Source organism: Bacillus sp. FSL M7-0791 (assembly GCF_038627085.1).
Classification (GTDB): Bacteria; Bacillota; Bacilli; order Bacillales; family Bacillaceae; genus Bacillus; species Bacillus safensis.
Genome location: NZ_CP152022.1, coordinates 245082 through 270579, shown reverse-complemented (window position 1 = coordinate 270579; position 25498 = coordinate 245082). Strand labels below are relative to the sequence as shown.

Genomic DNA, 25498 nt, shown 5'->3' with positions numbered 1-25498 from the left:
ACACTCACCCTCTCTGTATTAAATTTTGTATAGGAAGGACAAGCAGAAAAGCTGTACCTTTTGTTTCTTTTGGTTCGATTTGAATCTGACCGCCAAGCTCTTGAACCAGCTCTCTCACATAGGATAAGCCAATCCCTGTAGACGGTGTTCCAAATGCATCAAATTTGGAGGTATACCCTGGATCAAACACAATCTCTCTCATTTTTTTAGGAATCCCTGGTCCGTCATCTTCAATCCGAATCTTTATTTTATCATGACTTCCTTTCAATTCGAGTGAGATCATCCCGGTATCTTTTATTGCTTCGACTGCATTGGCCATTAAATTATTAATCAGCGATAAGAAAATAAACACATGATAATCATGCAGATGAATGCCCCTTATATCAGATGTAAAGGAGATGTTTTTCCCAAGAGATAAAGCATACTTCTCTTGAATGCGGATCACAATTTGAACAAGCTCCTCCGCCTTCATATAGTCTTGCATATTTTCCTTCGAAATCAGCTTTGAAAGCCCAGCATAAATACGCTGATTGTCCTTTTTCACTTCATGAATTTCTCCTGCGAGCTTTAACAGCTCCTGACTCACTTTTTTCCCTGCTTCGTGTTCATGCAGCAAACGGTAAAGCCGGTATGATTCCTGTGTAATATGCTCTGTATGTTTTAACGTTTTCTTTAAATGCACCGTTTCTTCATATAAATTCGAAATGACCATCATCATATGCTCATTTTGTTTCATGATCTGCTTTTCTCTTGATTGAGCCTCATACAGCTTCATCATATTAAAGAAACTGATCACCACAAAGCTGTGAGCAAACGCAATGAGGAACATATCGCTCAGCTTTGATAAGGTCATCGTTGTATCAAACACTAGAAATTGTACAAACAGCTCGACAAAATCAGCAACTAATTCGATCATCAGGCCGATGATCCCAATGAAAATAGAGCGCTGTTTAAAGCGTCCCGTACGGACGGCAAAAAACAGGAAAGCATAAGTGAAATAGAAAAAGAAGCTTGGGAATTGCTGATAAAATGATGAAGCCAGATCAGCATTCTGCTGAATCAAATCTAGACCTACCCGAAAAATCACAATGGCTGCGCCTGTTAAAAATCCCGGCAATAGCGGTCTAGATTTTCTTAAGAGTAATAAGCAAAAGAAAAACGCAGGTGCGCCAAAGCTGATGCGAAACGTCTCATTCACAGGATAAAACTTCAGCTCTCCTGCAAGCGGCACAATGACCATCATAAAAATTAAAATGAATGCGTCCTTTTTGACAAGCTGATTTAAACTCAAATGACTGACATCCCTTCCCCTGTTTGCATAGCCACAGTATACAAGGAGACTCTTTTCTCCACAATGTACAAAAAAATAATTTTCACTGCTCCTTTTATCCTCAAAATCCTTTTTTATGACTATTTTCCGGGACAGCAAGGTGACCTTTCAGCTATTCACTGTTTTGATCATTGACGACAATAATAGGAATTGTTTAGACAATTATCGACAGACTGATTTTTATTTGTAAGTTTTTCTGTAGATTTACGTCAGATTGTGTAGTTTCCAAGATAAATTGAATGAACAATTTTAGTGAAACTATATGTAAGCGTTTTCTGAATTTTCACTAAAAACCCTTTTTGTTTTTCCGCCGACAATGCCTTCATTTGTACATATATTTAGGTGTAAAGGAGTGGTGCAAGCAGCGCATGACAAGTTCTTTGAAGATGTGTAACATGTTTTCGTGCCTATTTGATCGCATTTTTTGTCATCCGCCAATTCAATAGGGTACTTTTTGATTTTTGATTGGAGGAATCGTATGAAAACAGCAATTTCTAAAAATACACAACACGCATGCCAGTCTTCTGTTGATCAATGGGCAGAAGAAATACGTCCGTATTACACAAACGGGCAGAATGCTGGCTACATTCCAGCACTTGGAAAAGTGAATTCCTCTCAACTTGGTATCAGCGTGATAGGCCCAGATGGATCATCTGTACGATATGGTGATTGGGACGTTCCCTTTACCCTGCAAAGTATCTCAAAAGTCATCAGCTTTATAGCTGCCTGTTTAGGAAGAGGCGTACCTTACGTCTTGGGTCGGGTAGATGTAGAGCCAACTGGTGATGCATTTAATTCCATCTACCGTCTTGAGATGCATAAACCAGGGAAGCCCTTTAATCCAATGATTAATGCTGGAGCTATTACCGTATCCTCCATCCTTCCCGGAAAGACTTCTACAGAAAAGCTAGCATATATTTTCGATTTAATCGAAAACTTAATAGGTAAGCGTCCTTCTGTTAATGAAGAGGTTTATCAATCAGAATGGGCAACTGCACATCGAAATCGGGCACTTGCTTATTATTTAAAGGAAACCAATTATTTAGAATCGGATGTCGAGGACACGTTAGAAGTGTATTTAAAGCAATGTTCCATCGAGGTCACAACAGAGGACATCGCCTTGATTGGACTGATTATATCAAGTGATGGCTACCATCCCTTTAAACAAGTCCAAGTCATCCCAAAGGATATCGCCAGACTAACAAAAGCATTGATGCTGACATGCGGCATGTATAATGCGTCTGGGAATTTTGCTGCTTTTGTAGGCGTTCCAGCCAAAAGTGGTGTGTCTGGAGGAATTATGGCTTGCGTTCCGCCAAGCGCAAGAAGAGAGTTCCCGTTTCAGACAGGCTGTGGAATTGGCATTTACGGTCCTGCCATTGACGATTGCGGAAATAGTATTACCGGTGTCATGATGCTGAAAAAGCTCGCCAAAGAGTGGGATCTCAGTATTTTTTAAAAAGAACAGTGATGAATTCGAAGAGGTGATGTTATGAACGAAAAAGCTTTGCTATCTTATTTAACACATACAAATGATTTTATTTGGACTTATATTGTGATTGCTCTGTTACTTGGTGTTGGGGTGTACTTCACATATAGAACACGCTTCCTGCAAGTGAGAATGATCAAAGAAATGCTGCGTGTCCTGAAGGAAGGAAGAAAAGAAAAAGAGGGAATATCACCGTTCCAAGCATTTGCCATCAGTATGGCAGCACGTGTAGGGACAGGGAATATCACAGGGATTGCTATCGCTATTGCCATTGGCGGCCCTGGTGCCATCTTTTGGATGTGGATCGTAGCCATTATCGGATCTGCTTCAAGTTTCGTTGAAAGTACACTAGCTCAAGTATATAAAGTAAAAGACAAAACAGGTTTCCGCGGTGGACCTGCTTATTACATGGAAAAAGGGTTAAACAAGCGCTGGATGGGGATTTTATTTGCGATCCTGATTACGATTTCTTTTGGAATCGTCTTTAATGCGGTTCAATCAAATACGATCACTGTCGCTTTTAAAAACTCCTTCGGTTTAGACCGTTTAACCGTCGGTATTGTGATGGCTGTCATTTTTGCAGCGATCATTTTCAAAGGAATCCAAGCGATCGCAAAGGCTTCTGAATACATTGTCGTTGTGCTTGCGGTTGCTTACATCGGAATTGCGTTCTTTGTTATTGTCACAAATATCACGGAACTTCCTGGTGTCATCAGCACGATTGTGAAACACGCCTTCGGGTTTGAACAGTTTGCTGGCGGTACGCTAGGCGGTGCCTTATTACAAGGGATTAAACGCGGTCTCTTCTCAAATGAAGCCGGTATGGGTAGTGCACCTAACGCAGCAGCAACGGCTGTCACAAGCCACCCTGTTAAACAAGGATTAATCCAAGCATTCGGCGTGTTAACAGATACGTTAATTATTTGTACAAGCACAGCCTTCCTTGTTCTGTTTTCTGATGCGTATAAAACAACAAACCTGCAAGGGATTGAATTAACACAGGCTTCTCTTAGTCAGCATATTGGACCATGGGCCTCTGGCTTCCTTGCCATCATGATTTTCCTATTCGCGTTTAGTACATTGATCGGTAACTATTACTATGGGGAAACGAACATTGAATTCCTTGGAGCGAACAAAATTTGGCTTAACATCTATCGAATTGCCGTTATTGGAATGGTTCTGTTCGGTGCGGTTGCCACTGTTCCTCTCGTTTGGGGTCTAGCCGATCTCTTCATGGGACTCATGGTCATCGTCAACCTCATCGCCATTACCATGCTGTCTAAGGTCGCCTTCGCAGCACTGAAGGACTACACAAGACAGAAAAAAGAAGGCAAAGATCCTGTTTTCTATAAAAATGCCGTTCCAAACAATGAGAAAATTGAATGCTGGGACGACGAACCTGCTGCATTGAAAAAGAATCAAATCGGATAAATCAAAAAAGCTCTGGTCAACTGATCAGAGCTTTTTTCTTTATGTCAAAAATTCAAGTATGAGTTTGTTGACAACCTCTGGTTTCTCATGATTGATCCAATGAGAGGCATCATCGACAAAGATCAGCTGGCCATTTGGACAGATCTTTATCGTTTCCTTCGCCAGCTTTCTGCTTAAAAATTTGTCCTCCATCCCCCAGATCATGCGAACAGGAACGAGAATTCGTTTGGAAATTGGCTTTTCAAAGCCGCCTTTTTTGATGGCTCGATACCAATTCAGCATTGAGGTCAAGGCGCCTGGCTGCGTCCAAGCGAACTTGTAGCTTGAGACATCTTCCTTCGTGAACAAATGCGGTCTTGCCGTCAGCCCAATGGCTTCATCCAGCTTTTGAAAATGATTTTCTTGAAGTGCTGCCTCTGGAGCATTCGGAAGCTGAAAAAAAGCGATATAGGAGCTTTTCTTCCACTGCGGCGGATAAAAAGGAAGAACCTTCATCATCACCCGCGGATGCGGCATATTGACAATGATTAATTTCTCGACATATTGAGAACGGGTTGAAGCCAAATGCCAAGCAACAGCTCCGCCCCAGTCATGTCCGCCGACAATCGCCTTTTGGTTCGGGCTCAGCGTCTTGATCAAACCCACAATATCATCTCTCAGTTTATCTAATACGTAGGATTCGACTCCTTCTGGCTTGTCACTTAGATGGTAGCCTCTTTGATCAGGAACAACAACACGATAGCCTGCCTCAGCCAAGGGGATGATTTGATTTTTCCAGCCGTACCAAAACTCAGGAAACCCGTGGAGCAGCACAAGCAGCGGGCCATTTTCTGGTCCAGCCATTGCTGTATGAAGTGTTACACCATTTGTTTGGATTGATTGAAACTCAATTTGTTCCATTCCTTTGCCACCCTTCTCCTTGTCCTTTTATTCTTCCAACATAGCATATTTTCCATTTTTCAGAAAATAAAAACACTCAAAAAAAAACCTTCACACTCGTGAAGGTACAGATTGTTGACAAAGGGCTAAAATGATCTTGATTTTACCCCTTTGTCTTCCTTTCAGCGTGATAGAAAACCTTTGAAGTCTAGGAAGGACGAGCAGCGGAGCGGAGCGAATTTGACATTCGTGAGCACCGGAGCGCAGACCTGACACCGAATGCGAAGGTTTGTCTACACGCTGAAACTTCACACTCGTGAAGGTCTTCGTCTATTTCATATAATTCAGAACCCAGATCAACCCATTTTTCCGGTCCTGTACTTGTCCGTGAAGTGCGCCAAAGAAGGTATCCTGTAATTCGACCAGTACATCTCCATCAGCTTCCAGCGCTTCATAGACAGCCTTTAGTTCTTCTTCATTGTCAAACTGCATGATCAATCTGAGATTCTCTGGCTTTGGCGTGCGTCCAAATGTATCTGAAAAATGAAGCAGTGATTCCCCAAGGTGCAATTCAGCATGCAGGACACGGTCTTGATGTTCATTTAAGATATGAATATCCCCACCAAAAATCCCTTGATAATATTGAAGAGATTCTTTCACATCTTCTACAACAATATAAGGACTAACACTAATCATATCCCTCATCCTCCTCTTGTTCCGTTCATCATCTCTTTTATAGCTTATCCCAAATCGTATGAAAAAAGGCACAAATCGTCAACGGATTTGCACCTTTTTCTCATGAAGATTTCGCTAATTCACTATGTTTGTTTGAATACGCTGCGTACATGACAACACCGATTAACAGCCAAACCCCAAAGTAAAGCCATGTCCGGCCTGGTAAGTTGAGCATAAGGAACAAGCAGCAGCCCATTGAAATAATCGGCAATACCGGCACAAAAGGAACCCTGAAGCCCCTCTCAAGCTGCTGATGTGTCTTTCTCAAAATAAGCACAGATAAACTGACCATGGCAAACGTTAATAACGCACCGATATTCGCTAAGTTGGACAGATCCTTCAAATCAATAAAGCCTGAAATAACAGCTGTCATTCCGCCAATCATCCATATGCTAGCAACAGGCGTATCGCTTTTGTTTGTTTTTGAAAACACTTTAGGCAAAAGTCCGTCTCGGCCCATCGCATAGGCAATTCGAGTTGCTGCATAATTATTGGCGAAAATCACAGCCATCAATCCAATGACTGCACCAACAGAAATAATACCAGCCACGCTATTTTGATGTACACTTTGCAGGACATATGACATAGCCTCTGTGACATTCAGCTGTGTATAGTGCACCATGCCTGTCATGACCAAACAAACGACAATGTAAATGATCGTACAAATAAGTAATGAACCTATGATCCCAATTGGCAGGTTCCGCTGCGGATTTTTCACCTCTTCTGCTGAAGCAGAAATTGCATCAAACCCTAAAAAGGCAAAAAATACAGCCGCAGCACCGGCAATGACACCTTCTGCGCCAAACGGCATAAACGGCTGCCAATTGGATGGCTGTACATAAAAGCCGCCTACTACAATGAAAAGAACAATAATACCGAGTTTCACAAACACCATGATATTATTAAATTTTTTACTTTCCTTCGTTCCTCTAGATAAGATCCACGCAATCAGTAGAGCAATGATAATCGCCGGCAGATTCATATATCCGCCTTGCTCCGGCCCCGCTAAGAATTGATGCGGAATAGAAATTCCAAATCCCTCAAGCAAGCTGTTGAAATAACTCGACCAGCCACTGGCAACAGCTGAAGCAGTCAGCATATAAACAGACAATAAGGTCCAGCCCATCAAATGACCTACAAGCTCGCCCATGGTCGTATATGAATAAATGTACGCACTGCCGAATACAGGAAGCGCTGAAGCCATTTCTGCATAACAAAGTGCTGCCAAGCTGCACACAATGGCTGCAATCGCAAAGGAGAAAATAACAGCGGGTCCTGCATCCTTAGCCGCTGTAATACCAGTTAACACCATAACCCCTGTGCCAATCACTGCCCCTATACCAAGAAGCGTGAGATCGAGCCCGCCCAGCGTTTTCTTTACCTTTTGCTGTCTGCTCTGTTCCAACAAATCGTGAACGTGTTTCTTACGAAGAATATGTCGCAAACCCTTTCCCTCCAAAACGTTAGAAAAACAAAAAATCATTCAAATTTCATTATAGCAGAATAGGTACTAAGCATTCACAACCAATTCACGTAAATCTTTCTTCATAATTTTACCAAGCTTGTTTTTTGGCAGATCACTGATGAAATGAATGGATGGCACTTTGTAATCTGCCAAACGTTCATGACAATAGTTCACCACATCTTCTTCGCAGAAATCGGCGGATTCGTCTTTTACGATATACGCACTTGGCACTTCACCATATAATTCGTCCGGCACCCCGATGACAGCTGATTCAATTACACCTGGAATTTGTTCAATGACTTCTTCTACTTGATCTGGATAGATATTATCTCCACCGTATAAAATCACATCTTTGTATCTGCCTGTGATAAATAGAAAACCGTCTTCGTCTAGATAGCCTGCATCTCCCATATGGAACCAGCCGTCTTTGAGCACCTTCGCAGTAGCGTCAGGCTGGTGATAATAGCCTAAGAAATAAAATGGGCTTCTCATGACGACTTCGCCAATTTCTCCAGCTGGCAGTGTTTCCTCAGTCTCAGGATGAACGATTTTCACTTCTACATCTGGATCCACTTTACCAGCAGAGCCCATTTTATCCTCGCCCATCGCAGGATGCCAAGCACTGACAACCCATGCTTCCGTGCTTCCGTAGCCATGCATCATCTGAATGCCTGCTTCTTTGTAGTCCTTAATCAAACGGACCGGCACCTTCGTACCGCCAGAAATCGCAATTTCAAAGGATGAAAGATCATACGAACCGCGTTTCATTTCTTCCAGCATGTACGTATAAGCTGATGGGAAAGCCATCATGAACGTAATTCTTTCTTTTTCAATTGTTTCTAAAATGCGCTTCGGTGTTGCATCATGTAAGAAAACAAGCGTATACCCTTCAATCGCAGCGGCGATCAGATGATTAATTGAACTCATATGATAGAGAGGGTGACTCGCCAAGTACCGTTTCCCTTTCAAGTCAAATCCTCGATTCCCGCGTCTTGTTAAAAATTGATAGATTCGTCCATGTCCGACCATACAGCCTTTTGGATTCCCCGTTGTCCCAGAGGTAAATAAGATCATCGCTAGATCCTCTTCTGATACCTCTTCCGCAAGATCACTGCCATCATTTGAAGCCAATATGTCTTCAAACAGCTGCGTTGTTTTCGCATTTACACCAGATTCCACCATGAGGCAGTTGTCTAAAGACACATTCACCGCAGCAATCACATCACGGAATTCTCGGTCAAAAAATAAAGCCTTTGGCTCTGCTTTTTTCAAAATACCTTCCAGCTCAAAAGAAGTAAGCTGCCAGCTAAGCGGAACTGCGACTGCACCTGCTTTAATGGCTGCCAGCATAATCGTTGAAAAGTGATGATGGTTTTGACAAATAAAGCAAACGCGGTCACCTTTTCGAATTCCTTTTTGATGTAAGTAATGTGCAAGCTGGTCGATGCGTTTTGCATATTCTTCAAATGTATAAGACACCCCTCCGCCAGTTACCGCCTCAATTTGTGAAGAGCGCTCCATTCTGTCGTTTAGTAATGCCTGTAAAGTATTCAATATCTTCATCTCCAAACGTTTGATTTCCAATAGCCAATTTCCAGCGAATTGGGTTGGCAGATTTTATCTCATTCACATTCTAAAATAAAAACAGCTGAAAGTAAAATCATTTCATTTTGGAATTGTTCTTTATATTAATTGATAATATAGGTAATTTTATAGCCGTCTTCCATTTTGGTTTAAATCATGTTGATTATTATGATAAGATAGACCTAGTAATTGATCGGAAATGCGAATGCAATAGGAAAAGAGGTATGGAGAATGCAACATTTCGAGCTAGAGGCAAGTTTGTTAGACCATGCACTGACAAAGTATTTAAAGGCGACGAAACAAATAGATGAAGAAAATATTCCGAAAAACGTCACGAATGTTAAAGGGTTTATTTTACGTATCATCTACCGCCATCAATCATGTACTGTGAAAAATATTCTGCAGGAAGTTTCATTATCTCCCTCTGCAACAACGACCGCTCTCAATCACTTAGAAGACGAAGGGCTGATCATCCGCTCTCGAAATAATAATGACCGCCGTACTGTGTGGATTGAACTCTCTGAATCGGGTGAACAAATTGCTAAACAAATGATCGACAATCGCCAGCTGCTTGTGAATCAATTGTTCAACCACCTTTCAGAGGAAGATAAAAAAACATTTTTTGAATTAATCGAAAAAATGATGGACGAGCACACATTAAAGGCTTAGGAATACTCCTAAGCCTTCTTTTTATGGCTTTAAAACGACCTTTATACAATCATCCTGTTTGTCATTGAAGATGTGGTACGCATGTGCAGCTTCATCTAATGGTAATTTGTGAGTGATAATGGCTCTAGGATCAATTTCACCGCTTGTCACTTTTTGATAGAGCTTTGACATGTATCCTCTCGCCGGGGCTTGGCCCATTTTCAGGGTGACGTTTCTTGCGAAAAAAGCGCCTAATGGAAACATGTTGTATAGGCCGCCGTACACACCCGTCATCTGCACTGTTCCACATTTGCGAACGGCTTTTGTGGCAATTTGAATGGGTCCAATCGTTCCGCCTTGGAGTTTGAGCTTTTGCTCAATTTTTTCAAGCGGCGACTTCTTCCCATCCATTCCCACACAATCAATCACAACATCAGCCCCGCCCTTGGTGAGCTCCTTTAACGTTTCTCCCATGTCGGGATCTTCTGTAAAGTCAAAGACCTCAACGCCGCTCATTCGTTTTGCATGCCGCAGGCGGTAATCAATGTAATCGACGGCAATCACACGTTCTGCTCCTTTTTGCCAAGCAAATTGCTGTGCCATTAACCCAACAGGTCCGCAGCCTAGCACGATGACCGTATCGCCTTTTTTCACACCTGCGTGCTCTACACTCCAATAGGCGGTTGGCAGGACATCTGATAAGAACAGCAATTGTTCATCCTCCAGCTCACAATCTTCTGGGATCTTAAACGGTGTATAGTTGCCAAAAGGTACGCGTAAATACTCTGCCTGTCCTCCGGGGTAATTCCCATATTTCTCACTATAGCCAAAAAGTCCACCCGAATCGTAGTGCGGGTTTGAGTTGTCACATTGGCTTTCTAAGTGATGATCGCAATATTGGCATTTACCACATGCAACTGTAAATGGAATGACGACACGGTCTCCCTTTTTTACGGCTGTGACATCTGGGCCAACTTCCTCCACAATCCCCATTGGTTCATGCCCAATCACATAGCCGATTGGAAGCGGGAAATTCCCCTGATACAAATGTAAATCTGATCCACAAATTGCTGTTGATGTAATACGTATGATCACATCTTCCCGATCTTGAATCGACGGTGCATCTACTTTCTTCACTGCAATGCTATTTTTCCCTTGATAAGTAACAGCTCTCACATGGATTTCCTCCTTTAGCTCAAGTCATCTTTACATAGCTTCACCTTGAATGAATGGTTCATTCATCAAATGAGAAATTTATGTGGAGGAGGCAAAAAACAAAAAAAGCCTGTCGATTGTTTCGACAGACTCATGATGTCGTGTAACGCGTTACACACTTATTCCTTTTCGACAAAAAACAAATCATATTGAGTTGAAGTCTCCCGATTGAACATGAAATTCCCTTCTTGAATAAAATAGGGGCATATACTTGGGCTTGGAGATTCTTCAAACTGCTCATACACCTGCTCAATTTCTCCTGGAAGCAGCAAAACCAACATTTTATTTGAATGAGACACAAATTCATAAGAGTGGATCGTATCTGGCGGGATATAGGCAAAGTCACCCGGCATCAAGCAAATCTCCTCTCCGTTCAAATGAAGGTTCATCTTCCCTTCAACACAATAGATTGCTTCTGTATGAACTTGATGATAATGCGGCGGGAAATATTTCTCCTTCGCTCCTTCAACCACAAAATGACTGAATCCGCCTCCTGTTGTTTCTACTGTTGCAATCAGCTCATGAATCTGACCATCAATGATGTATTGCTTCCCTTCACCAGCCTCTAATACATAAGGCTGTACCTCGTGAGGGAGCTGACTATGAAATAAAACGGAGGGCCTCGTTGTATTAGACAGTTCTCTGATTCCATGCATCAGGATGATATCGCTTTCTTTTTCAGCCTGCTGAAAACTGGCTGCATCGAAAGCATGATGAGTCATAGACCATTCATTCTGAAAAAGCCTTTTCCCAATTTGCTGATAGACATCTGTCATTTTTCCGCCCAGTGTATATGAAATAAATCTTGTTTTATGACTATGCATTCTGTAGCCATGAATCGTTTTGGGCGGGATATGAATATAATCAAAGGCTGTGACCATGTATTTTTTACCGTCCAGCATCACTTCAAGCTTTCCTTCCAGCACAAAAATGGTTTCAAATAAGTGCTCATGACAGTGCAGCGGGAAATATGCTCCTTTCCCACCTGTGATTAAGGCAAGCTCAAACAGCTGATTCGTTTGATTTGCTTCTGCCAGCATATGAACAAGCTGATTCTCCAGCCCATACAGCTTTCCGGAACCAGACACGGTATAAAAAGAGGTACCTTCGGATTGCTTCATCGATTGCGGTTGCTCCGACATCCCATCACTCCTCATGACAAATTGACTATCTATATTATATAGACCAATTGATATAATAGATAGACAATATGCGAGAGATTTTACTCTTCTCGCATAAATAAGTGTCTAAGGTAACTTTTTACGTGTTCTAAAGGGGTCGTTTGTTTGAGTGCAGTGGTCATCGATAAACCCCCGATGACCATTGAGTGAAGGAGAGAAGCCAGCTCATCCGCTTTGTTTTCTTCATACCCGCTGTTCATTAGCTTTTCTTTTACAAGCTCCTGCCAGCGGATCATTTCTTGTTTGCATGCAGCATGAAGCTGCGCGTTTTCAGGCTTGGACTCTGCTGCAAGCAAGACAATTGGAATCCCTCTTTCACTTTCTTTCTCCATAAATCCTCGAATGATCTTTGTCATAAAACGATCGATGGCGATATAAGGGTCATCCGAATAGGCAAAGCCTTCTTCAATTTGATTGATGACCTTTTGACTAATGTATTCAACAGATGCAATGGCCAGCTCTTCTTTTCCATTTGGAAAGTAATAATAAAGAGAGCCTTTAGGTGTGCCGCTCTCTCTGATAATTTGATTCAATCCTGTCGCATGGTATCCCTGTTTACGTAAAAGAAGTGCTGCCGTTTGAATGATTTTGTCCTTCGTACTCACGTGTGACACTCTTTTCCCTCCATAGACCAAAGTCGCTTATCATGCGTTATCGATTTAATTGACTAGTTCCTTTCCAAATCGAGGATGTCTCCATTTCTGCCGCAAGCCTGAGCAGCCAGTCCTCTTTTCCTTTAGGTGCTGTCACCTGTACCCCTAAAGGCATGCCCGCGCTAGTGAGATGAACAGGAACACTCATTGATGGCTGACCTGTTAAGTTGGCAAGCTGTGTAAATGGGGTGTAGGTCAAGCTCTTGAGGAACATGTCATAAATGAGATCCTGCTGTGCTTGCATGGAAAGAGATGACACACGTAAAAGTGCGGCTGTTTCCTGATCTGAATGCATAAGCTCACCAACCTTTGGAGCTGAATAGGCAGTAGCTGGTGTCACATAGAGATCGTAGGTTTGATGAAATGATGCCATTTGTGCAGCAGCCCGATCCCACGCATCAAGACTTTCTGTATAAGCAGCAGCGGTCACATTCTTGCCAGCCTCCGCCAGCACCCATGCCACAATGTCCGTTTCCTCCGGCTTTACTGGACGCCCTAACGAACGAGCCAAGGAAGTGAATAACGCAGACATTTCTCCGCTGTTCATCACGTAATATTGCTGCATGAGATGAATCCCATTAATTTCCGGCTTGGCTTCCTCTACTTGATGACCTTGCTCACTCAGCCATTTCACTGTTTGCTGAACCGCCTGCTTCGCTTCCTCACTGACCTTCGTGCCAACTGGAGATTCTACGCTGTAAGCAATTCGCATAGAAGATGTACGTTTCGCCAGATCCTCTTGGTAACTGCCATCGTATAACGGAGTTTGGAAAGCAGCTTCAGGCTGAATGACTTGAAGAAGATCAAGAAGGGCTGCACTGTCCCGTACTGTTTTTGTAAGTGTAAAGTCGATGGAAGCCCCTTGCCACTGCCTTCCTGCGCCTGGGCCTACTGGCGTTCTTCCCCGCGTAGGCTTAAGGCCGAACAAACCGGTAAAGGATGCTGGAATCCGGATGGAACCACCGCCATCACTTGCTCCGCCAGCAGGTACAATGCCGCTTGCAACAGCTGCTGCTGTCCCGCCGCTTGAGCCTCCCGGAGAATAGTCTGTATTCCAAGGATTTCTCGTTGGACCATGTAACGCAGGCTCCGTCACATTTCTTAAACCGAATTCCGGTGTATTTGTATGTCCGATCATGAGAAAACCAGCCTGCTTCAACCGATCAACAAAGTGCGAATCCGAATTTGCTTTTACATCCTTTAACAGCAAAGCTCCTGCTGTCAGCGGTTCATTTTTTATCCCTTGTGATATATTTTTCAGGACAAACGGAACGCCCGCAAATGGCTGATACTCATGTAACTCCTTGATGTCTTTTAAAACTTGTTCTTGTCTCGTCCGTATCACAGCGTTTAGTTCTGGATTGACCTCATTCAATCTATCAAATGCCGCCTTCATAAGCTCCTCGGGCGTTACCTGCTTATTCCGCACAAGTGCTGCCAAGCCAGTCGCATCATACGTCATATACTCTTTTACGTTCATCAGCATGTCCTTCTTTCTCTTATCATGATGTCTCTATTGTCTACTAGAATTCTATGAATTTCAATTTCAGGTTACTTGTAAAAATAACTTTCTGAACAAGACGACAATTCTACTATCCCATCCCTCTGCTTTCTCCGATATAATAGAGAAAAAAAGACCGAGGTCATCGGATGAGAGGAGCCACGCATTGAAAAAGAAATTACTTATCGTCATTGCGTTTCTTCTTGCGTTGACAACTGCTTTGCCCTTCCATTCGCAGGCAGCTGCACCGCCAAAAGAAACAGATGTCATCATCGTCTATAAAAATCAAAAAGGAAAACAAACAGCTATTGAGGAAAGTGAGAAAGTGAACGCACAGTACATACATCTTCCCGCTGTCGCTGTGACAGCAGATGAACAAGCGGTCACCTCACTCAAAAAAGACCCAAACATCGCTTACGTCTCAAAAAACGTAAAGGTCAAACTCGCGGCCACTACTGTAAAGAAAACAGCCGCTGCTACTAATCAGGATGCATTGGTACAAAAATCTTACAATCTGCAAAAACTAAATATCAAGCAAGCAATAAAAGAAGGCGTCACTGGTAAAAATGTAAAAGTAGCCGTATTAGATACTGGCATTTTCTCACACGAGGATTTAAAGGTAGCCGGCGGTAAATCATTCGTGAACTACACATCCTCTTATAAAGATGATGAAGGACATGGCACACATGTCGCCGGCACGATTGGTGCGCTTAATAACGATTATGGAACAGTCGGCGTCGCTTCCGGTGTGAAGCTGTATGCTGTGAAAGTGTTAGATAAAAAGGGAGAAGGCGACCTGTATAGTCTGCTTCGAGGCATCGATTGGGCGATTACCAACAAGATGGACATTATTAATTTAAGTTTAGGCTTTGAAGACAATATCCCCATCTTGCGTTCAGCAGTAGATGAAGCCTATAAAAAAGGACTGCTTGTAGTCGCTGCAAGCGGAAATGATGGGAAAAAGAATGATATTAGCTACCCTGCCGCTTACAATAGTGTCATTGCCGTTTCTGCAACAACTTCCAAAGACAAACTCGCGTCTATCTCGAATACAGGAAAAGGGATTGAATTTTCTGCCCCTGGCGAGAACGTCATCAGCACTTATTTAAAAAATGAATATTGGTATGCAACGGGGACATCACAAGCCACGCCGCATGTCACAGGAATGCTGGCACTGTTAAAGCAGCTTCATCCGAAGAAAACAAATGCACAGCTTCGCACTTTATTGCGCAGCTATACAGTGGATCTTGGTGCAAAAGGGAAGGATCCGCAATTCGGCTATGGCCGCGTGCAATATGTGCCGCAATCCACCTTTTTAAAGGCTGCGGCCAGTGCTGTCAAAACAGCCGAAACATCTAAAAAGCAGGCAGATGTCAATCAAGCCAAAACAAGAATTGGCCGGCTCACTGCAAGCAAGCAAAAAACAGCACTCACAGAACGGGTGAAGAAAGTCCAAGCAGCCATTGATATCCGCTCGGCACGCGCAAAGGTCAAAACAGCCGAAAAGAACAAAACACAGGGCGCTATTAAAAGTGCTCAAACGGCCATCAAAAAACTAAATAAAGGCAAAGAAAAAACAAGCCTGCAAAACCGGCTTGACAAAGTCAAAAAACAAGTCGCTTATCAAAAGAAAGTGACAGACGCTAAACAAAAGGTCAAAAAAGCGGAAGCCAAACGAACAAAGAAAACAAAAGCAGCGGCTCAAAGCGCTGTCAAACAGCTAAAAGCCTCCAAAACAAAAACCAATTTACAAAAACGATTAAACCGTATTAAGGTCTAACAGAAAAAACGATTCCTTTCAGCGAGGAATCGTTTTTTCTATCTCACCATCGGCTCAAACAAGCTGTGATGATATTTCCCTTCGGCATCTGCCCTCACTTGATCGAGAATTTTTTCTAACGAAGACGTCACGCCTTCTAATGCCCGGCGTACTGCGCCGTTCTCAAAATCCGCTAAACTCTCCGGCAATTCATCTTCATCCAGTACATAGACTTCACCAGTCGGAAGAACGAGAAGATCAATAATGAGGTCTTCAAACATGACCAGCTGGGCGTTGAACTGTGTATCTCCCACAATATTAAAATAAGATCCTAGTTCCTTCCCTTGATCATCTCTCCAGAAATATATGTTATAAGGACGATCCTTCCAATAATAAGCGGTCGTATAGCTCCCTTTTGGAATGGTTAGAAAACCAGCACCTGCCCTCATCGTAAACGGGTCTTCAATCTTATGAAACAGCACAGCCTGCTGTCCCTGTGCATCTAACAGCTGACAGGTATGTTCCACAACTTTCTGATCGTATTTGATTTTTCTCTCGATGACTTCATCCCAACGATCCACATGCAGCGAAAACAACATGTCACAACTCCCTCTAAACATCTCTTTTCTTTCCAGTATACACCGATTTTTTCTGAAGAAATAAAGGATTGCCTCTTTTACTTATGGAAGCCCTATGATGAGGTGAAAGAAATGAACGGAATCACGATTCTTGAAAACTTTACACAGCTTGGACAAATCATCCTCATGATTTGCGGCTATGTCCTTTATTGGCAGCTGGTGAAAACGAAGAAAGAACGAAAGCTGTCTCCTTATGAGCGCATGTTAAAATTCTTTGTCATGTTCGGTTTCATCTCGTGGGTGGTATCCTATTGGGCGCTGGCACTGTGGGCGTAAATTGAAAAAAGGAAGAGCTTGTCATGGAGGTAAGCTCTTCCTTTTGCTGCACGTTATACTATGAACCTGCCGGCTGTTCTTTCTTGATCACATATTGATAGCTCTTGACATGTGTCCCATTTTGGTTCACAAATTCTTTATCAAGCGCACGCTCAAAGCCCATTCTTTCATATAGGCGAATGGCGGCCTGCATTTTATCAGATGTATGAAGATACAGGACATTTTCGCCCCATGATTGCGTCAGTTCAATACTTTTACGCAGCAATGATTCTGCAATGCCTTTTCCCCTCACATCGGGATCTACTCCTAAAAACCGGACGATGGCTGATGTAATGCCCATTTCGGGTTTGTCATACGCTTGCTCTGATGACCGGAACATTTGAAGCGTCCCCACGACCTTGCCGTCATGTTCCGCCACAAGCATCAGCTCCATGTTCGGATTATCTACAGCTGCTGCAAGCGCGGCAGAATAATTTTGCCAGCCTTCCTCTGTAAATTGCGGCTCATACTGTGCATAGGATTTGATCAGCACGCGTGTGATGGCCTCATGATCTTCTTTGACTGCTTGACGAATAATCAGCTCTTGCTGCTTCATGTCAGCACCTCCTGCTCTCTATTAGTGGGTATACGTATCATGCAATCACTGCATGCGATCACCTTACTCTTTTCTCTACTCATTCAATGTAAAGAGTCTCATTCGAAAGATCAATCATTTTGCACGGAATCATCTCTGAAAATTTTTCATTGAAAAGGAACGCTTGATTCATTATGCTGTGTTGAGGAAGTATACGAGGAGTGTTGTCATCATATGAGTTCTTTATCTTATCCCCAAGAATCGAAAAAAAATCGATTTCTCCTTGCCGCATTGCTCGGATCTTTAACAGCCCTTGCTCCGCTGGCAATGGATATGTATTTACCTGCTTTGCCTCATATTGCTCGTGATTTTGAGGCGAGCACGGCGTTGTCTCAATTAAGTCTGATGGCTTGTCTCATTGGACTGGCGCTTGGCCAGCTGATTGCAGGTCCGATCAGCGATACGATCGGCAGAAGAAAACCGCTGATGATTGGGTTGACCATCTTTATTGCGGCATCCCTTCTTTGTACAGTGGTCACATCGATTTGGACGTTCATTCTTCTTAGATTGATTCAAGGACTTGCTGGTTCTGCAGGCATTGTCATTGCACGAGCCATTGTCCGAGATCATTATGAAGGATCAGAAATGACGAAATTCTTTGCACTGCTGATGTTAGTCAACGGGGTTGCTCCGGCAGCCGCGCCTATTGCAGGCGGACAGATTTTACGCTTCACGACATGGCAGGGTGTATTCGTACTACTCGGAATTCTCGGGGCACTGATGCTGCTGAGATCGATTTTTTCACTGCAAGAAAGCTTACCCGCAGAGCGTAGACAGACCGGGGGCTTTCAACAGATTGCAGGCGCGATGAAAATTTTAGCCAGTGATCGTCTCTTTGTTGGATATGCTCTCTCACAAGGTCTTGTATTTGCAGCGATGTTTGCCTATATTTCTGGTTCACCGTTTGTGCTTCAGGAAATTTTCAACCTTTCTCCACAAGGATTTAGTGCAGCCTTTGCGGTAAATAGTCTTGGAATCATCACGGCTGGACAAGTATTTGCCCGAGTCGCTGCGAAAATCGGTGAAGAGAAAGTCCTTCGCATTGGACTGCTGACAGCTGCATTAGGCGGAGTCACTTTATTTTTGATGATCTCGATTGATGCAGGATTGTTCGGCATTCTGATTCCGCTGTTTTTTGTTGTCTCAAGTGTTGGAATTGTCGGCACCTCTGCGCCGTCTCTTGCGATGCAGCATCACGGAGCGCATGCAGGAAGTGCAGCTGCACTGATCGGTGTTGCGCAAATGCTGCTAGGCGCTTGCATGACACCTCTTGTCGGACTAGCCGGAAGCCAAACAGCCTTTCCAATGGGTCTGATCATTATGCTTTGTGATCTAGGCGCACTTTGCTGTTATTTCTTCTTTGTGGCCCGAGCGAAAAAAAGACCCGCACAAGCGGGTTTAAAGACTATTGACAAAGGGCTAAAATGATCTTGATTTTAGCTCTTTGTCTTCTTTTCAGCGTGATAGAAAACCTTTGAAGTCTAGGAAGGACGAGCATCGGAGCGGAGCGAATTTGACATTCGTGAGCACCGCAGCGCAGAACTGACAAAGAATGCGAGGGTTTGTCTACACGCTGAGACCCGCATAAGCGGGTTTTTTCATTTATTATGGCTTGCTCCAATTGATGGTGCGGAACACGTTGCTCTGGTTATTGTTGTGATATGCATCTAAATCAAAGCCTGATAGTCCAAAACCAATTGTCATGACAATTCCTCCGGCAACGGTGAAGATGATCCCCCATTTGATGCATTGCTTTTTTAAATCATTCAAGTTCATACTCTCACGACCTTCTTTTTAAACATTCCCATGAATGCCTTAGTGGTTTGAATAGTCATTTGCACAAATAGCTTTGTCAAGTACGCCGTGGCTATGCCGCTTAATAATCCGACACCTAATAGAAGAATACCAACACCAACCTGCGTCACCACCACATGCAAACCGTCCTGAAAAATAAATGGAGAACCAATGATACTCCAAAAACCGCCGAGCAGACCAGTAAGCGTCAATGCACCTGTCACGAGTGGAATGCACCAAATCACCATATACACAGAAAGAATCAGCAGAAAGACTGTTGGTAGAATACTGCCCCATAACGGAAAACCTAAAATGAGAATGGAGAGTCTTGTGGCTTTTTCTCCAAACGTCGGCACCTGAACGGTTTTTATTCCTTGTTCCTTCAGCGATCATAGCAGGCTGCCCGACTTGATGAACCGCTTCCTGTTCACTGTAGCCATCTTCCTGATAATCCTCAATCATTTCATCGTAGTATTCGATAAACCGATCACTATCTTTGTCGCCTAGAAGATGCAGATGCTTCTTTAGGCTGCTCAAAAATTCTTTTTTATTCATTGCCCTGTCCTCCAGAAATAAAGTCGTAAATCGCCATCACCTGATCCCATTCCTCTAAAAACTGCGCCATATGCTCCCGCCCGCTATCTGTCATGCGGTAGTATTTTCTTAATCGACTGTTATGTTCCTGGGAATAGGTCTCCACATAATTGTTTTGCTCTAAACGCTTTAAAATCGGATACAATGTCGATTCTGAAATCTCAATACAATGGGACATATCTTTAATGATTTGATAACCATAGGAATCGCCTTTCTTTAATACCGCCAGTACACAAAATTCCAGTAATCCTTTTTTTAATTGTGCATTCATGTTTACAACTCCTAACTCTTTATACTATACATTACATAGTATTGTGTGACAAGAGGTATAGAGAATAAAAGGTATAGAGAATAAAAGGTATAGAGAATAAAAAAAGACCCTTTTTAGGGTCTTTTAGCTCTTTGTCTACTTTTCATTTTTATATATTTACAAATCCTTCTCCGAACACATCGCGTACGTCATGGACAACAACGAATGCGTCTCGATCTATTTTCTTAATAATTTTCTTAAGGCGCATGAGCTCCTGTTTTTGAATGACCGCGTACAGAATTTCCTTCGATTCCTTTGAATAATGACCTCGTCCGTTTAAAATCGTTACGCCTCGGTCCAGGGTGTGATTGATTTCTTCCGCAATATCATCTTTGCATGAAGAAATAATCGTCACTGCCTTTTTCGTGTTAAGTCCTTCTATCACAAAGTCCATTACCTTTGTCGCCACGTACAGCATCACAATGGTAAACATTAATTTTTCCGCACCAATAATAAAATAGGAAGCAAATACAACGATCAGATCAAAGAACAAGATGGCATAGCTCACGTTCCAGTCTAAATACTTGTTGGCAATTCTTCCGAGAATGGCAGAACCCGCCGTTGTTCCTCCGGCTCTGAGCACAAGACCAATCCCAATTCCGATGATAATTCCTGCAAAAATCGCTCCAATGATCAATTCATGTACATTCACGACCCATGTTGTGGTCAGGTGTAAAAATAGGGAGTTACTTGCAACGGCAACCACCGTATAAATCGTGGTCTTTTTGTCCAAGTATTTATATCCCACAAGTAATAAGATCGCATTCAACACAAGGTTCGTCAGCCACGGTGCTATTTCAAACAAATAATAAAAAATGATGGACAGCCCCGTGACACCGCCTTCACCAAATTCAAGCGGAATGACAAACATGTTCACTGCTGCGGCAAATAAAAAAGAACCAACTAGAATCATCGCTATATCTTTTACACATTTTTTCAATTTCTTCTTTCCTCCTTTTTTAAGCATATAAAAAACCCTCTTTCTGCACGAAAGAAGACAGTCGTTGGACAACATAAAAATCAAAAGACGGCGTGCCTTTTGATGAAGCTTTCTGAAATCAATCTTTCCATAATATATATCTCTTTTTAGAGGCTGTCAATGACTTGGTTTTCTATTATTTTGACTGCATTTTTATGCATCAAAACCCGCATGTTTTCTGGGTTTTTCCGCCCTACGATGCTTTTTCCTCTCCTTGACAAAAACACTTTAGTCATTTAAACTACTGCCTCATATCATATCCATCATTTCCGATCTAAAAAGGAGGCTGTTTGATTCCAATGAATCCTATTCAAAGCCGTTTACAGGCTCACGCACCTTTGATTTTAGACGGTGCATTAGCAACAGAGCTTGAACGAAAGGGCTGTAACTTAAACGATCGTTTATGGTCAGCCAAAATACTTATTGAACAGCCACAATTGATTCAGCAAGTACACTTGGACTACTTCCAAGCAGGTGCTGACTGCGCAACAACCGCCAGCTACCAAACAACGATTGAAGGCTTTGCTGAAAAAGGCTATACAAAAGAAGAAGCGATTGAACTCATGAAACGCTCTGTCACTTTAGCGAAAGAGGCACGCGATCTTTTTTGGCAGGATGAAGCGCGTCGTGAAGGACGGACAAAACCATTTGTCGCTGGATCTGTGGGGCCATTCGGCGCTTATTTGTCTGATGGTTCAGAATATAAAGGAAATTATGGGCTTTCAGAGCAGGCTCTCATTGATTTTCACAGACCAAGAATTCAGGCATTAGTAGAAGCGGGTGCAGATATTCTAGCATGCGAAACGATTCCTTGTCTGATTGAAGCAACTGCCATTGCAAAGCTGCTGCAAGATGAATTCAGCGGGACATCTGCTTGGATTACATTCAGTGCAAAGGATGGCCTGCACATTAGTGAAGGTGATTCCATACGAGAATGTGTACAGGCGCTTGAGCCTTATGAACAAATCGCTGCTGTTGGCGTGAACTGCACGCCGCCGCAATTTATCACTTCTCTCATTCAAGAGATGAAAAAAGGAACGAGCAAACCGATTGTGGTGTATCCAAACTCAGGTGAAGTATATGATCCTGAAGAAAAGGTATGGAACGGAGATACGTCTCATCTTACTTTTGGGGAATGTGCGCATCAATGGTACAAAGACGGCGCGCATATCATCGGCGGCTGCTGCCGGACGACCCCAGAAGATATCAATGACATCTTAAAAAGAACCACATCATAGCATCATGAATCATCACACATACTTCTAAGCAAAAGGGCGGGAAGACATGGAACAAGCAAAAGATCAGTCACAACAATATCAACGAAAAATGACGAGCCGGCACCTGTTCATGCTTTCTCTAGGCGGTGTCATTGGAACAGGGCTCTTTTTAAGCTCGGGGTATACCATCAATCAGGCCGGACCTGCGGGGACCATTCTTGCCTATCTTGTCGGGGCTTTAATTGTCTACCTCGTGATGCTTTGTTTAGGCGAGCTGTCTGTCGCAATGCCGGTCACAGGGGCTTTTCATACGTATGCAACAAAATACATTGGACCTGGTACAGGCTATACGGTCGCTTGGCTATACTGGCTGACATGGACAGTGGCACTCGGTTCGGAATTTACAGCGGCAGGACTATTAATGCAGCGCTGGTTTCCAGACACTTCGGTTTGGATGTGGAGTGGCGTTTTTGCTCTTCTCATCTTTTTACTGAATGCATTTACAGTCAAGTTTTTTGCAGAATCAGAGTTTTGGTTTTCCAGTATTAAAGTGATGGCTATTATTCTCTTTATTATTCTTGGCGGAGCTGCAATGTTTGGTTTGATCCCATTAAAGGGCGGTGAGGCCGCTCCGTTCTTTTCTAATTTCACTGGCGAAGGCGGACTTTTCCCAAACGGCTTTTTACCGATTTTAATGACGATGCTTGCGGTCAATTTTGCTTTTTCAGGTACAGAGTTGATTGGGATTGCTGCGGGTGAAAGCGTCAATCCTGACGAGACCATTCCAAGAGCAATTCGCACAACCGTCCTGCGTCTCGTCCTGTTTTTCGTTGGAACGATCGTTGTGTTGGCTGGCTTGATTCCAGTAGAAGAAGCCGGGGTGATCAAAAGCCCATTTGTCGTGGTATTTGATCGTATCGGGATTCCTTATGCCGCAGATTTCATGAATTTTGTCATCCTGACCGCGATCTTATCTGCCGCAAACTCAGGATTATACGCATCATCTCGTATGCTTTGGTCGCTTTCTGAGGAACGGACACTTCCTAAAAAACTGGCGAAGCTGACGTCAAAAGGCATTCCTTTGAATGCACTCATTTTAAGTATGATCGGTGGTATTCTTTCTTTGCTATCGAGCGTGATCGCACCAGAAACGGTATACCTTGTCCTAGTGTCAATCTCTGGACTGGCCGTTGTGGTTGTATGGATGGGGATTGCTGCCTCACAGTTTATGTTTCGGAAAAGATTTTTACAGGAGGGCGGTCAGCTTCATGATTTATCCTTTCGAACACCGCTCTATCCAGTAGTTCCGATTGCAGCCTTCCTCCTATGTCTTGCATCTGTCATTGGCATTGCCTTTGATCCAAATCAGCGGATTGCCCTCATCTGCGGCATTCCTTTCATTGCGCTCTGCTATGCTGCCTATTACGTGACAGCTTGGATTCAGAAAAAACGAGAAAAACCTGGTGTATAAACATCAGGGTTTTTTCATTGGCAAAAAAGGATATCGCTAGTAAAATAAGCACACTTTGGTATATGATAGGAATCTATGATTTTCAGGATGAACCAAGGGAGTTGTCGTGAATATGGAAATGACCATTACAAGAGCATTAAGTGAACTGAAAATGTTAGATAAAAGAATCAACCGAACCGTTGATGAAGCCGTACTTGGTGGATTAATGATCGGCAGACATATACAGCACGGATTTCAGAATCAAGAAGAGATTGAAAAAAAGGCAAAGGCTGATGATCAATCGATTCGAGCTTTAATCAAACGCCGGAATGCCATCAAATCAGCCATCGTTGTATCGAATGCAACCACAATGATTGATGTGGCGGGTGTCCGTATGACGGTGGCAGAGGCGATTGAACGAAAGACGTCGATAGACTACGATATTCGTTATTTACAGAAAATGAAACAGGTGTACAAAGAGCTGGTCGACAAAGCTGAACAAACGAATGAAGATGTGAAAATGAGACTTGATCAGCATTTAGAGACCTTGTTTGGGAAAGATGGAAAGACACAAGCGGCCGCCAACCAAGAGATCGTGAAGTCTTTTCTAGCTGAAAATGAGGCGGTGATCATCGATCCGCTTCGTCTTCGAGTGAAAATTGAACAGCTTTCGAAAGAAATTGAAGATTTTCAAATGGAAGTTGATTTTTCCTTGTCTGAAAGCAATACACTAACGAAAATACAGATCGATTAATTGATTTTGTTAGTGAGCCGAAAATCGATAGGACTAAACACCTCCGAGGGAAAGGTCATTCCCTCCTCATCTGATGATCATCTTAGGATGATCCTTGATAAAAGCTCAAAGCTGAACGTTCAAGGATCAAAGTTCAAGTGTGAAAGTTCTTATCTATCAAAGCTCAAGATTAAAAGTTAAACGCTCGATCGAATCTGGGAATAACGGCTGATGAGTGTTTGTTTATCGACTCTTTCGGTTGCCGCCCAGCAGGTTTGCTAACAAAAAACAAAGGGCTAAAATGATTTTCATTTTAGCCCTTTGTTTTTTTCAGCGTGATAGAAAACCTTTGCAGTCTAGGAAGGACGAGCACTGGAACGGAGCGAATTTGACATTCGTGAGTACCAAAGCGCAGACCTGACACAGAATGCGAGGGTTTGTCTACACGCTGAAGGATGTCACCTGATGACATCCTTTTTTTCTATGAGATTAGTAACGTGATGTATACGCCAAATGGTACACACTTGTGACATTTGAAGATAGTTTGATGTCGTTTGACGTGAACGTCACTGGAACGATATCGTAGTAATGTGTTGACCAGCCTGCATTATTGTATGATTGGTAGCCTGCACCTGCTGGAACTTGAAACGTGAGTGAAAACTGTCCATTCTCATCTGTTGTGCCTGTCGCTGTTTGAGCATATGATTTGATGGCTGCTTCAAAATAAAGCTTGATCGGCTGATTAGGCATGAGGTTTCCGCTTGCATCTTTTAGTGTCCCTTTAAACGTAGCTGGATAATAAGAACCCACGCGATATTTACTGCCATAGCCGTAATTCACTATTCCACTATCGGCTGCTGTGACACTTGTTACTTCTACTGATGCTGGTACTGCACCTGTTTCTTCAGCATGTGCAAAGGTTGGGAATACGAGAAGTAATGATAGAACGAAAGCAAACATGATTTTTTTCATCGATAAATCCTCCTTTTTTTCCTACTATTTT

At 42.9% G+C, this 25498-nt stretch carries 25 protein-coding genes and 1 pseudogene; 9 read left to right on the top strand and 17 right to left on the bottom strand.

Annotated features, from left to right (window positions below; genetic code table 11):
• Positions 1-4 precede the first annotated feature (4 nt).
• Positions 5-1291: a sensor histidine kinase gene (locus MHI08_RS01485; RefSeq protein WP_342499918.1), complete on the bottom strand. Its 1287-nt coding sequence runs from the start codon at positions 1289-1291 to the stop codon at positions 5-7.
• A gap of 517 nt (positions 1292-1808) precedes the next feature.
• On the opposite strand from MHI08_RS01485, the gene MHI08_RS01480 reads away from it, so the two are divergent.
• Both MHI08_RS01480 and MHI08_RS01475 read left to right on the top strand, forming a co-directional pair.
• Positions 1809-2789 carry a glutaminase gene (locus MHI08_RS01480; protein ID WP_163114426.1) on the top strand — a complete coding sequence of 327 codons (981 nt, stop codon included), beginning with the start codon at positions 1809-1811 and terminating at the stop codon, positions 2787-2789.
• 33 nt (positions 2790-2822) lie between these two features.
• The gene (locus MHI08_RS01475; RefSeq protein WP_024427211.1) at positions 2823-4250 is read left to right on the top strand and encodes an alanine/glycine:cation symporter family protein; all 1428 of its coding nucleotides are present in this window, start codon (positions 2823-2825) and stop codon (positions 4248-4250) included.
• A gap of 39 nt (positions 4251-4289) precedes the next feature.
• On the opposite strand, the gene MHI08_RS01470 is transcribed toward MHI08_RS01475, so the two are convergent.
• The 4 genes from MHI08_RS01470 to MHI08_RS01455 form a co-directional block, all read right to left on the bottom strand.
• Positions 4290-5150: an alpha/beta hydrolase gene (locus MHI08_RS01470; protein ID WP_342499917.1), complete on the bottom strand. Its 861-nt coding sequence runs from the start codon at positions 5148-5150 to the stop codon at positions 4290-4292.
• A gap of 309 nt (positions 5151-5459) precedes the next feature.
• Complete coding sequence (locus tag MHI08_RS01465; RefSeq protein WP_024424379.1) at positions 5460-5825, bottom strand: VOC family protein; 366 nt, start codon at positions 5823-5825, stop codon at positions 5460-5462.
• 100 nt (positions 5826-5925) lie between these two features.
• Positions 5926-7308, bottom strand: coding sequence for an amino acid permease (locus MHI08_RS01460; RefSeq protein WP_024424380.1), 1383 nt, complete (start codon positions 7306-7308; stop codon positions 5926-5928).
• 66 nt (positions 7309-7374) lie between these two features.
• A complete protein-coding gene (locus MHI08_RS01455; RefSeq protein ID WP_163114428.1) occupies positions 7375-8883 on the bottom strand; it encodes an AMP-binding protein in 1509 nt (502 codons plus the stop codon).
• 261 nt (positions 8884-9144) lie between these two features.
• Between MHI08_RS01455 and MHI08_RS01450 the strand changes: the two genes are divergently transcribed.
• On the top strand, positions 9145-9582 hold the full coding sequence (locus MHI08_RS01450) for a MarR family transcriptional regulator (protein ID WP_012008812.1): 438 nt from the start codon (positions 9145-9147) through the stop codon (positions 9580-9582).
• A 21-nt stretch (positions 9583-9603) separates the two neighbouring features.
• Here MHI08_RS01450 and MHI08_RS01445 read toward each other — a convergent pair whose 3' ends face one another.
• From MHI08_RS01445 to MHI08_RS01430, 4 genes are all read right to left on the bottom strand, one after another.
• Positions 9604-10737 carry a zinc-dependent alcohol dehydrogenase gene (locus MHI08_RS01445; protein ID WP_024424382.1) on the bottom strand — a complete coding sequence of 378 codons (1134 nt, stop codon included), beginning with the start codon at positions 10735-10737 and terminating at the stop codon, positions 9604-9606.
• Between the two features lie 158 nt (positions 10738-10895).
• A complete protein-coding gene (locus MHI08_RS01440; RefSeq protein WP_163114430.1) occupies positions 10896-11918 on the bottom strand; it encodes a quercetin 2,3-dioxygenase in 1023 nt (340 codons plus the stop codon).
• Between the two features lie 80 nt (positions 11919-11998).
• Positions 11999-12571 carry a TetR/AcrR family transcriptional regulator gene (locus MHI08_RS01435; protein WP_024424384.1) on the bottom strand — a complete coding sequence of 191 codons (573 nt, stop codon included), beginning with the start codon at positions 12569-12571 and terminating at the stop codon, positions 11999-12001.
• Between the two features lie 37 nt (positions 12572-12608).
• Positions 12609-14090, bottom strand: coding sequence for an amidase (locus MHI08_RS01430; RefSeq protein ID WP_226015234.1), 1482 nt, complete (start codon positions 14088-14090; stop codon positions 12609-12611).
• 187 nt (positions 14091-14277) lie between these two features.
• Between MHI08_RS01430 and MHI08_RS01425 the strand changes: the two genes are divergently transcribed.
• A complete protein-coding gene (locus tag MHI08_RS01425; RefSeq protein WP_226015233.1) occupies positions 14278-15891 on the top strand; it encodes a S8 family peptidase in 1614 nt (537 codons plus the stop codon).
• 38 nt (positions 15892-15929) lie between these two features.
• Here MHI08_RS01425 and MHI08_RS01420 read toward each other — a convergent pair whose 3' ends face one another.
• Positions 15930-16469, bottom strand: a complete 540-nt coding sequence (locus tag MHI08_RS01420; protein WP_202739492.1) for a DUF402 domain-containing protein — start codon at positions 16467-16469, stop codon at positions 15930-15932.
• Positions 16470-16580: 111 nt separating this feature from the next.
• Between MHI08_RS01420 and MHI08_RS01415 the strand changes: the two genes are divergently transcribed.
• On the top strand, positions 16581-16784 hold the full coding sequence (locus MHI08_RS01415; RefSeq protein ID WP_076840656.1) for a hypothetical protein: 204 nt from the start codon (positions 16581-16583) through the stop codon (positions 16782-16784).
• Positions 16785-16842: 58 nt separating this feature from the next.
• On the opposite strand, the gene MHI08_RS01410 is transcribed toward MHI08_RS01415, so the two are convergent.
• On the bottom strand, positions 16843-17379 hold the full coding sequence (locus MHI08_RS01410) for a GNAT family N-acetyltransferase (RefSeq protein ID WP_041106188.1): 537 nt from the start codon (positions 17377-17379) through the stop codon (positions 16843-16845).
• Positions 17380-17592: 213 nt separating this feature from the next.
• Between MHI08_RS01410 and MHI08_RS01405 the strand changes: the two genes are divergently transcribed.
• On the top strand, positions 17593-18846 hold the full coding sequence (locus MHI08_RS01405; RefSeq protein WP_342499916.1) for a multidrug effflux MFS transporter: 1254 nt from the start codon (positions 17593-17595) through the stop codon (positions 18844-18846).
• A gap of 177 nt (positions 18847-19023) precedes the next feature.
• Here the strand turns inward: MHI08_RS01405 and MHI08_RS01400 are convergent, their stop codons facing one another.
• The 5 genes and pseudogenes from MHI08_RS01400 to MHI08_RS01380 all read right to left on the bottom strand — a co-directional run bounded on the left by MHI08_RS01400 (position 19024) and on the right by MHI08_RS01380 (position 21056).
• Positions 19024-19194, bottom strand: a complete 171-nt coding sequence (locus tag MHI08_RS01400) for a hypothetical protein (RefSeq protein WP_167753092.1) — start codon at positions 19192-19194, stop codon at positions 19024-19026.
• The gene (locus tag MHI08_RS01395) at positions 19191-19568 is read right to left on the bottom strand and encodes a hypothetical protein (RefSeq protein WP_342500206.1); all 378 of its coding nucleotides are present in this window, start codon (positions 19566-19568) and stop codon (positions 19191-19193) included. The genes MHI08_RS01400 and MHI08_RS01395 overlap by 4 nt, the downstream gene beginning before the upstream one ends.
• A gap of 64 nt (positions 19569-19632) precedes the next feature.
• Positions 19633-19767: pseudogene (locus tag MHI08_RS01390) on the bottom strand (hypothetical protein); the annotation flags it as partial.
• The gene (locus MHI08_RS01385) at positions 19760-20077 is read right to left on the bottom strand and encodes a PadR family transcriptional regulator (RefSeq protein WP_277722493.1); all 318 of its coding nucleotides are present in this window, start codon (positions 20075-20077) and stop codon (positions 19760-19762) included. The gene MHI08_RS01385 and the pseudogene MHI08_RS01390, both read right to left, overlap by 8 nt.
• A 148-nt stretch (positions 20078-20225) precedes the next feature.
• Positions 20226-21056: a YitT family protein gene (locus MHI08_RS01380; RefSeq protein WP_024424393.1), complete on the bottom strand. Its 831-nt coding sequence runs from the start codon at positions 21054-21056 to the stop codon at positions 20226-20228.
• A gap of 338 nt (positions 21057-21394) precedes the next feature.
• On the opposite strand from MHI08_RS01380, the gene mmuM reads away from it, so the two are divergent.
• The 3 genes from mmuM (at position 21395) to MHI08_RS01365 (ending at position 24516) form a co-directional block, all read left to right on the top strand.
• Positions 21395-22333: a homocysteine S-methyltransferase gene (mmuM, locus tag MHI08_RS01375; RefSeq protein ID WP_342499915.1), complete on the top strand. Its 939-nt coding sequence runs from the start codon at positions 21395-21397 to the stop codon at positions 22331-22333.
• A 46-nt stretch (positions 22334-22379) separates the two neighbouring features.
• Entirely contained in the window at positions 22380-23783 is a 1404-nt protein-coding gene (gene mmuP / locus MHI08_RS01370; protein ID WP_024427433.1) for an S-methylmethionine permease, read from the top strand.
• A gap of 112 nt (positions 23784-23895) precedes the next feature.
• Positions 23896-24516 carry a hypothetical protein gene (locus MHI08_RS01365; protein WP_341051963.1) on the top strand — a complete coding sequence of 207 codons (621 nt, stop codon included), beginning with the start codon at positions 23896-23898 and terminating at the stop codon, positions 24514-24516.
• Positions 24517-24984: 468 nt separating this feature from the next.
• On the opposite strand, the gene MHI08_RS01360 is transcribed toward MHI08_RS01365, so the two are convergent.
• Positions 24985-25467, bottom strand: a complete 483-nt coding sequence (locus tag MHI08_RS01360; RefSeq protein WP_024424397.1) for an Ig-like domain-containing protein — start codon at positions 25465-25467, stop codon at positions 24985-24987.
• Positions 25468-25498: the final 31 nt, after the last annotated feature.

What these genes read in the sequence shown, in the direction of transcription:
- mmuP (WP_024427433.1), top strand. Translation starts at nt 22,380, where the DNA reads ATGGAACAAGCAAAAGATCAGTCACAACAATATCAACGAAAAATGACG.
- MHI08_RS01475 (WP_024427211.1), top strand. Translation starts at nt 2,823, where the DNA reads ATGAACGAAAAAGCTTTGCTATCTTATTTAACACATACAAATGATTTT.
- MHI08_RS01430 (WP_226015234.1), bottom strand. Translation starts at nt 14,090, where the DNA reads ATGAACGTAAAAGAGTATATGACGTATGATGCGACTGGCTTGGCAGCA.
- MHI08_RS01410 (WP_041106188.1), bottom strand. Translation starts at nt 17,379, where the DNA reads ATGAAGCAGCAAGAGCTGATTATTCGTCAAGCAGTCAAAGAAGATCAT.
- MHI08_RS01450 (WP_012008812.1), top strand. Translation starts at nt 9,145, where the DNA reads ATGCAACATTTCGAGCTAGAGGCAAGTTTGTTAGACCATGCACTGACA.
- MHI08_RS01465 (WP_024424379.1), bottom strand. Translation starts at nt 5,825, where the DNA reads ATGATTAGTGTTAGTCCTTATATTGTTGTAGAAGATGTGAAAGAATCT.
- MHI08_RS01420 (WP_202739492.1), bottom strand. Translation starts at nt 16,469, where the DNA reads ATGTTGTTTTCGCTGCATGTGGATCGTTGGGATGAAGTCATCGAGAGA.
- MHI08_RS01400 (WP_167753092.1), bottom strand. Translation starts at nt 19,194, where the DNA reads ATGAACTTGAATGATTTAAAAAAGCAATGCATCAAATGGGGGATCATC.
- MHI08_RS01480 (WP_163114426.1), top strand. Translation starts at nt 1,809, where the DNA reads ATGAAAACAGCAATTTCTAAAAATACACAACACGCATGCCAGTCTTCT.
- MHI08_RS01385 (WP_277722493.1), bottom strand. Translation starts at nt 20,077, where the DNA reads ATGAATGCACAATTAAAAAAAGGATTACTGGAATTTTGTGTACTGGCG.
- MHI08_RS01360 (WP_024424397.1), bottom strand. Translation starts at nt 25,467, where the DNA reads ATGAAAAAAATCATGTTTGCTTTCGTTCTATCATTACTTCTCGTATTC.
- MHI08_RS01365 (WP_341051963.1), top strand. Translation starts at nt 23,896, where the DNA reads ATGGAAATGACCATTACAAGAGCATTAAGTGAACTGAAAATGTTAGAT.
- mmuM (WP_342499915.1), top strand. Translation starts at nt 21,395, where the DNA reads ATGAATCCTATTCAAAGCCGTTTACAGGCTCACGCACCTTTGATTTTA.
- MHI08_RS01470 (WP_342499917.1), bottom strand. Translation starts at nt 5,150, where the DNA reads ATGGAACAAATTGAGTTTCAATCAATCCAAACAAATGGTGTAACACTT.
- MHI08_RS01405 (WP_342499916.1), top strand. Translation starts at nt 17,593, where the DNA reads ATGAGTTCTTTATCTTATCCCCAAGAATCGAAAAAAAATCGATTTCTC.
- MHI08_RS01415 (WP_076840656.1), top strand. Translation starts at nt 16,581, where the DNA reads ATGAACGGAATCACGATTCTTGAAAACTTTACACAGCTTGGACAAATC.
- MHI08_RS01440 (WP_163114430.1), bottom strand. Translation starts at nt 11,918, where the DNA reads ATGTCGGAGCAACCGCAATCGATGAAGCAATCCGAAGGTACCTCTTTT.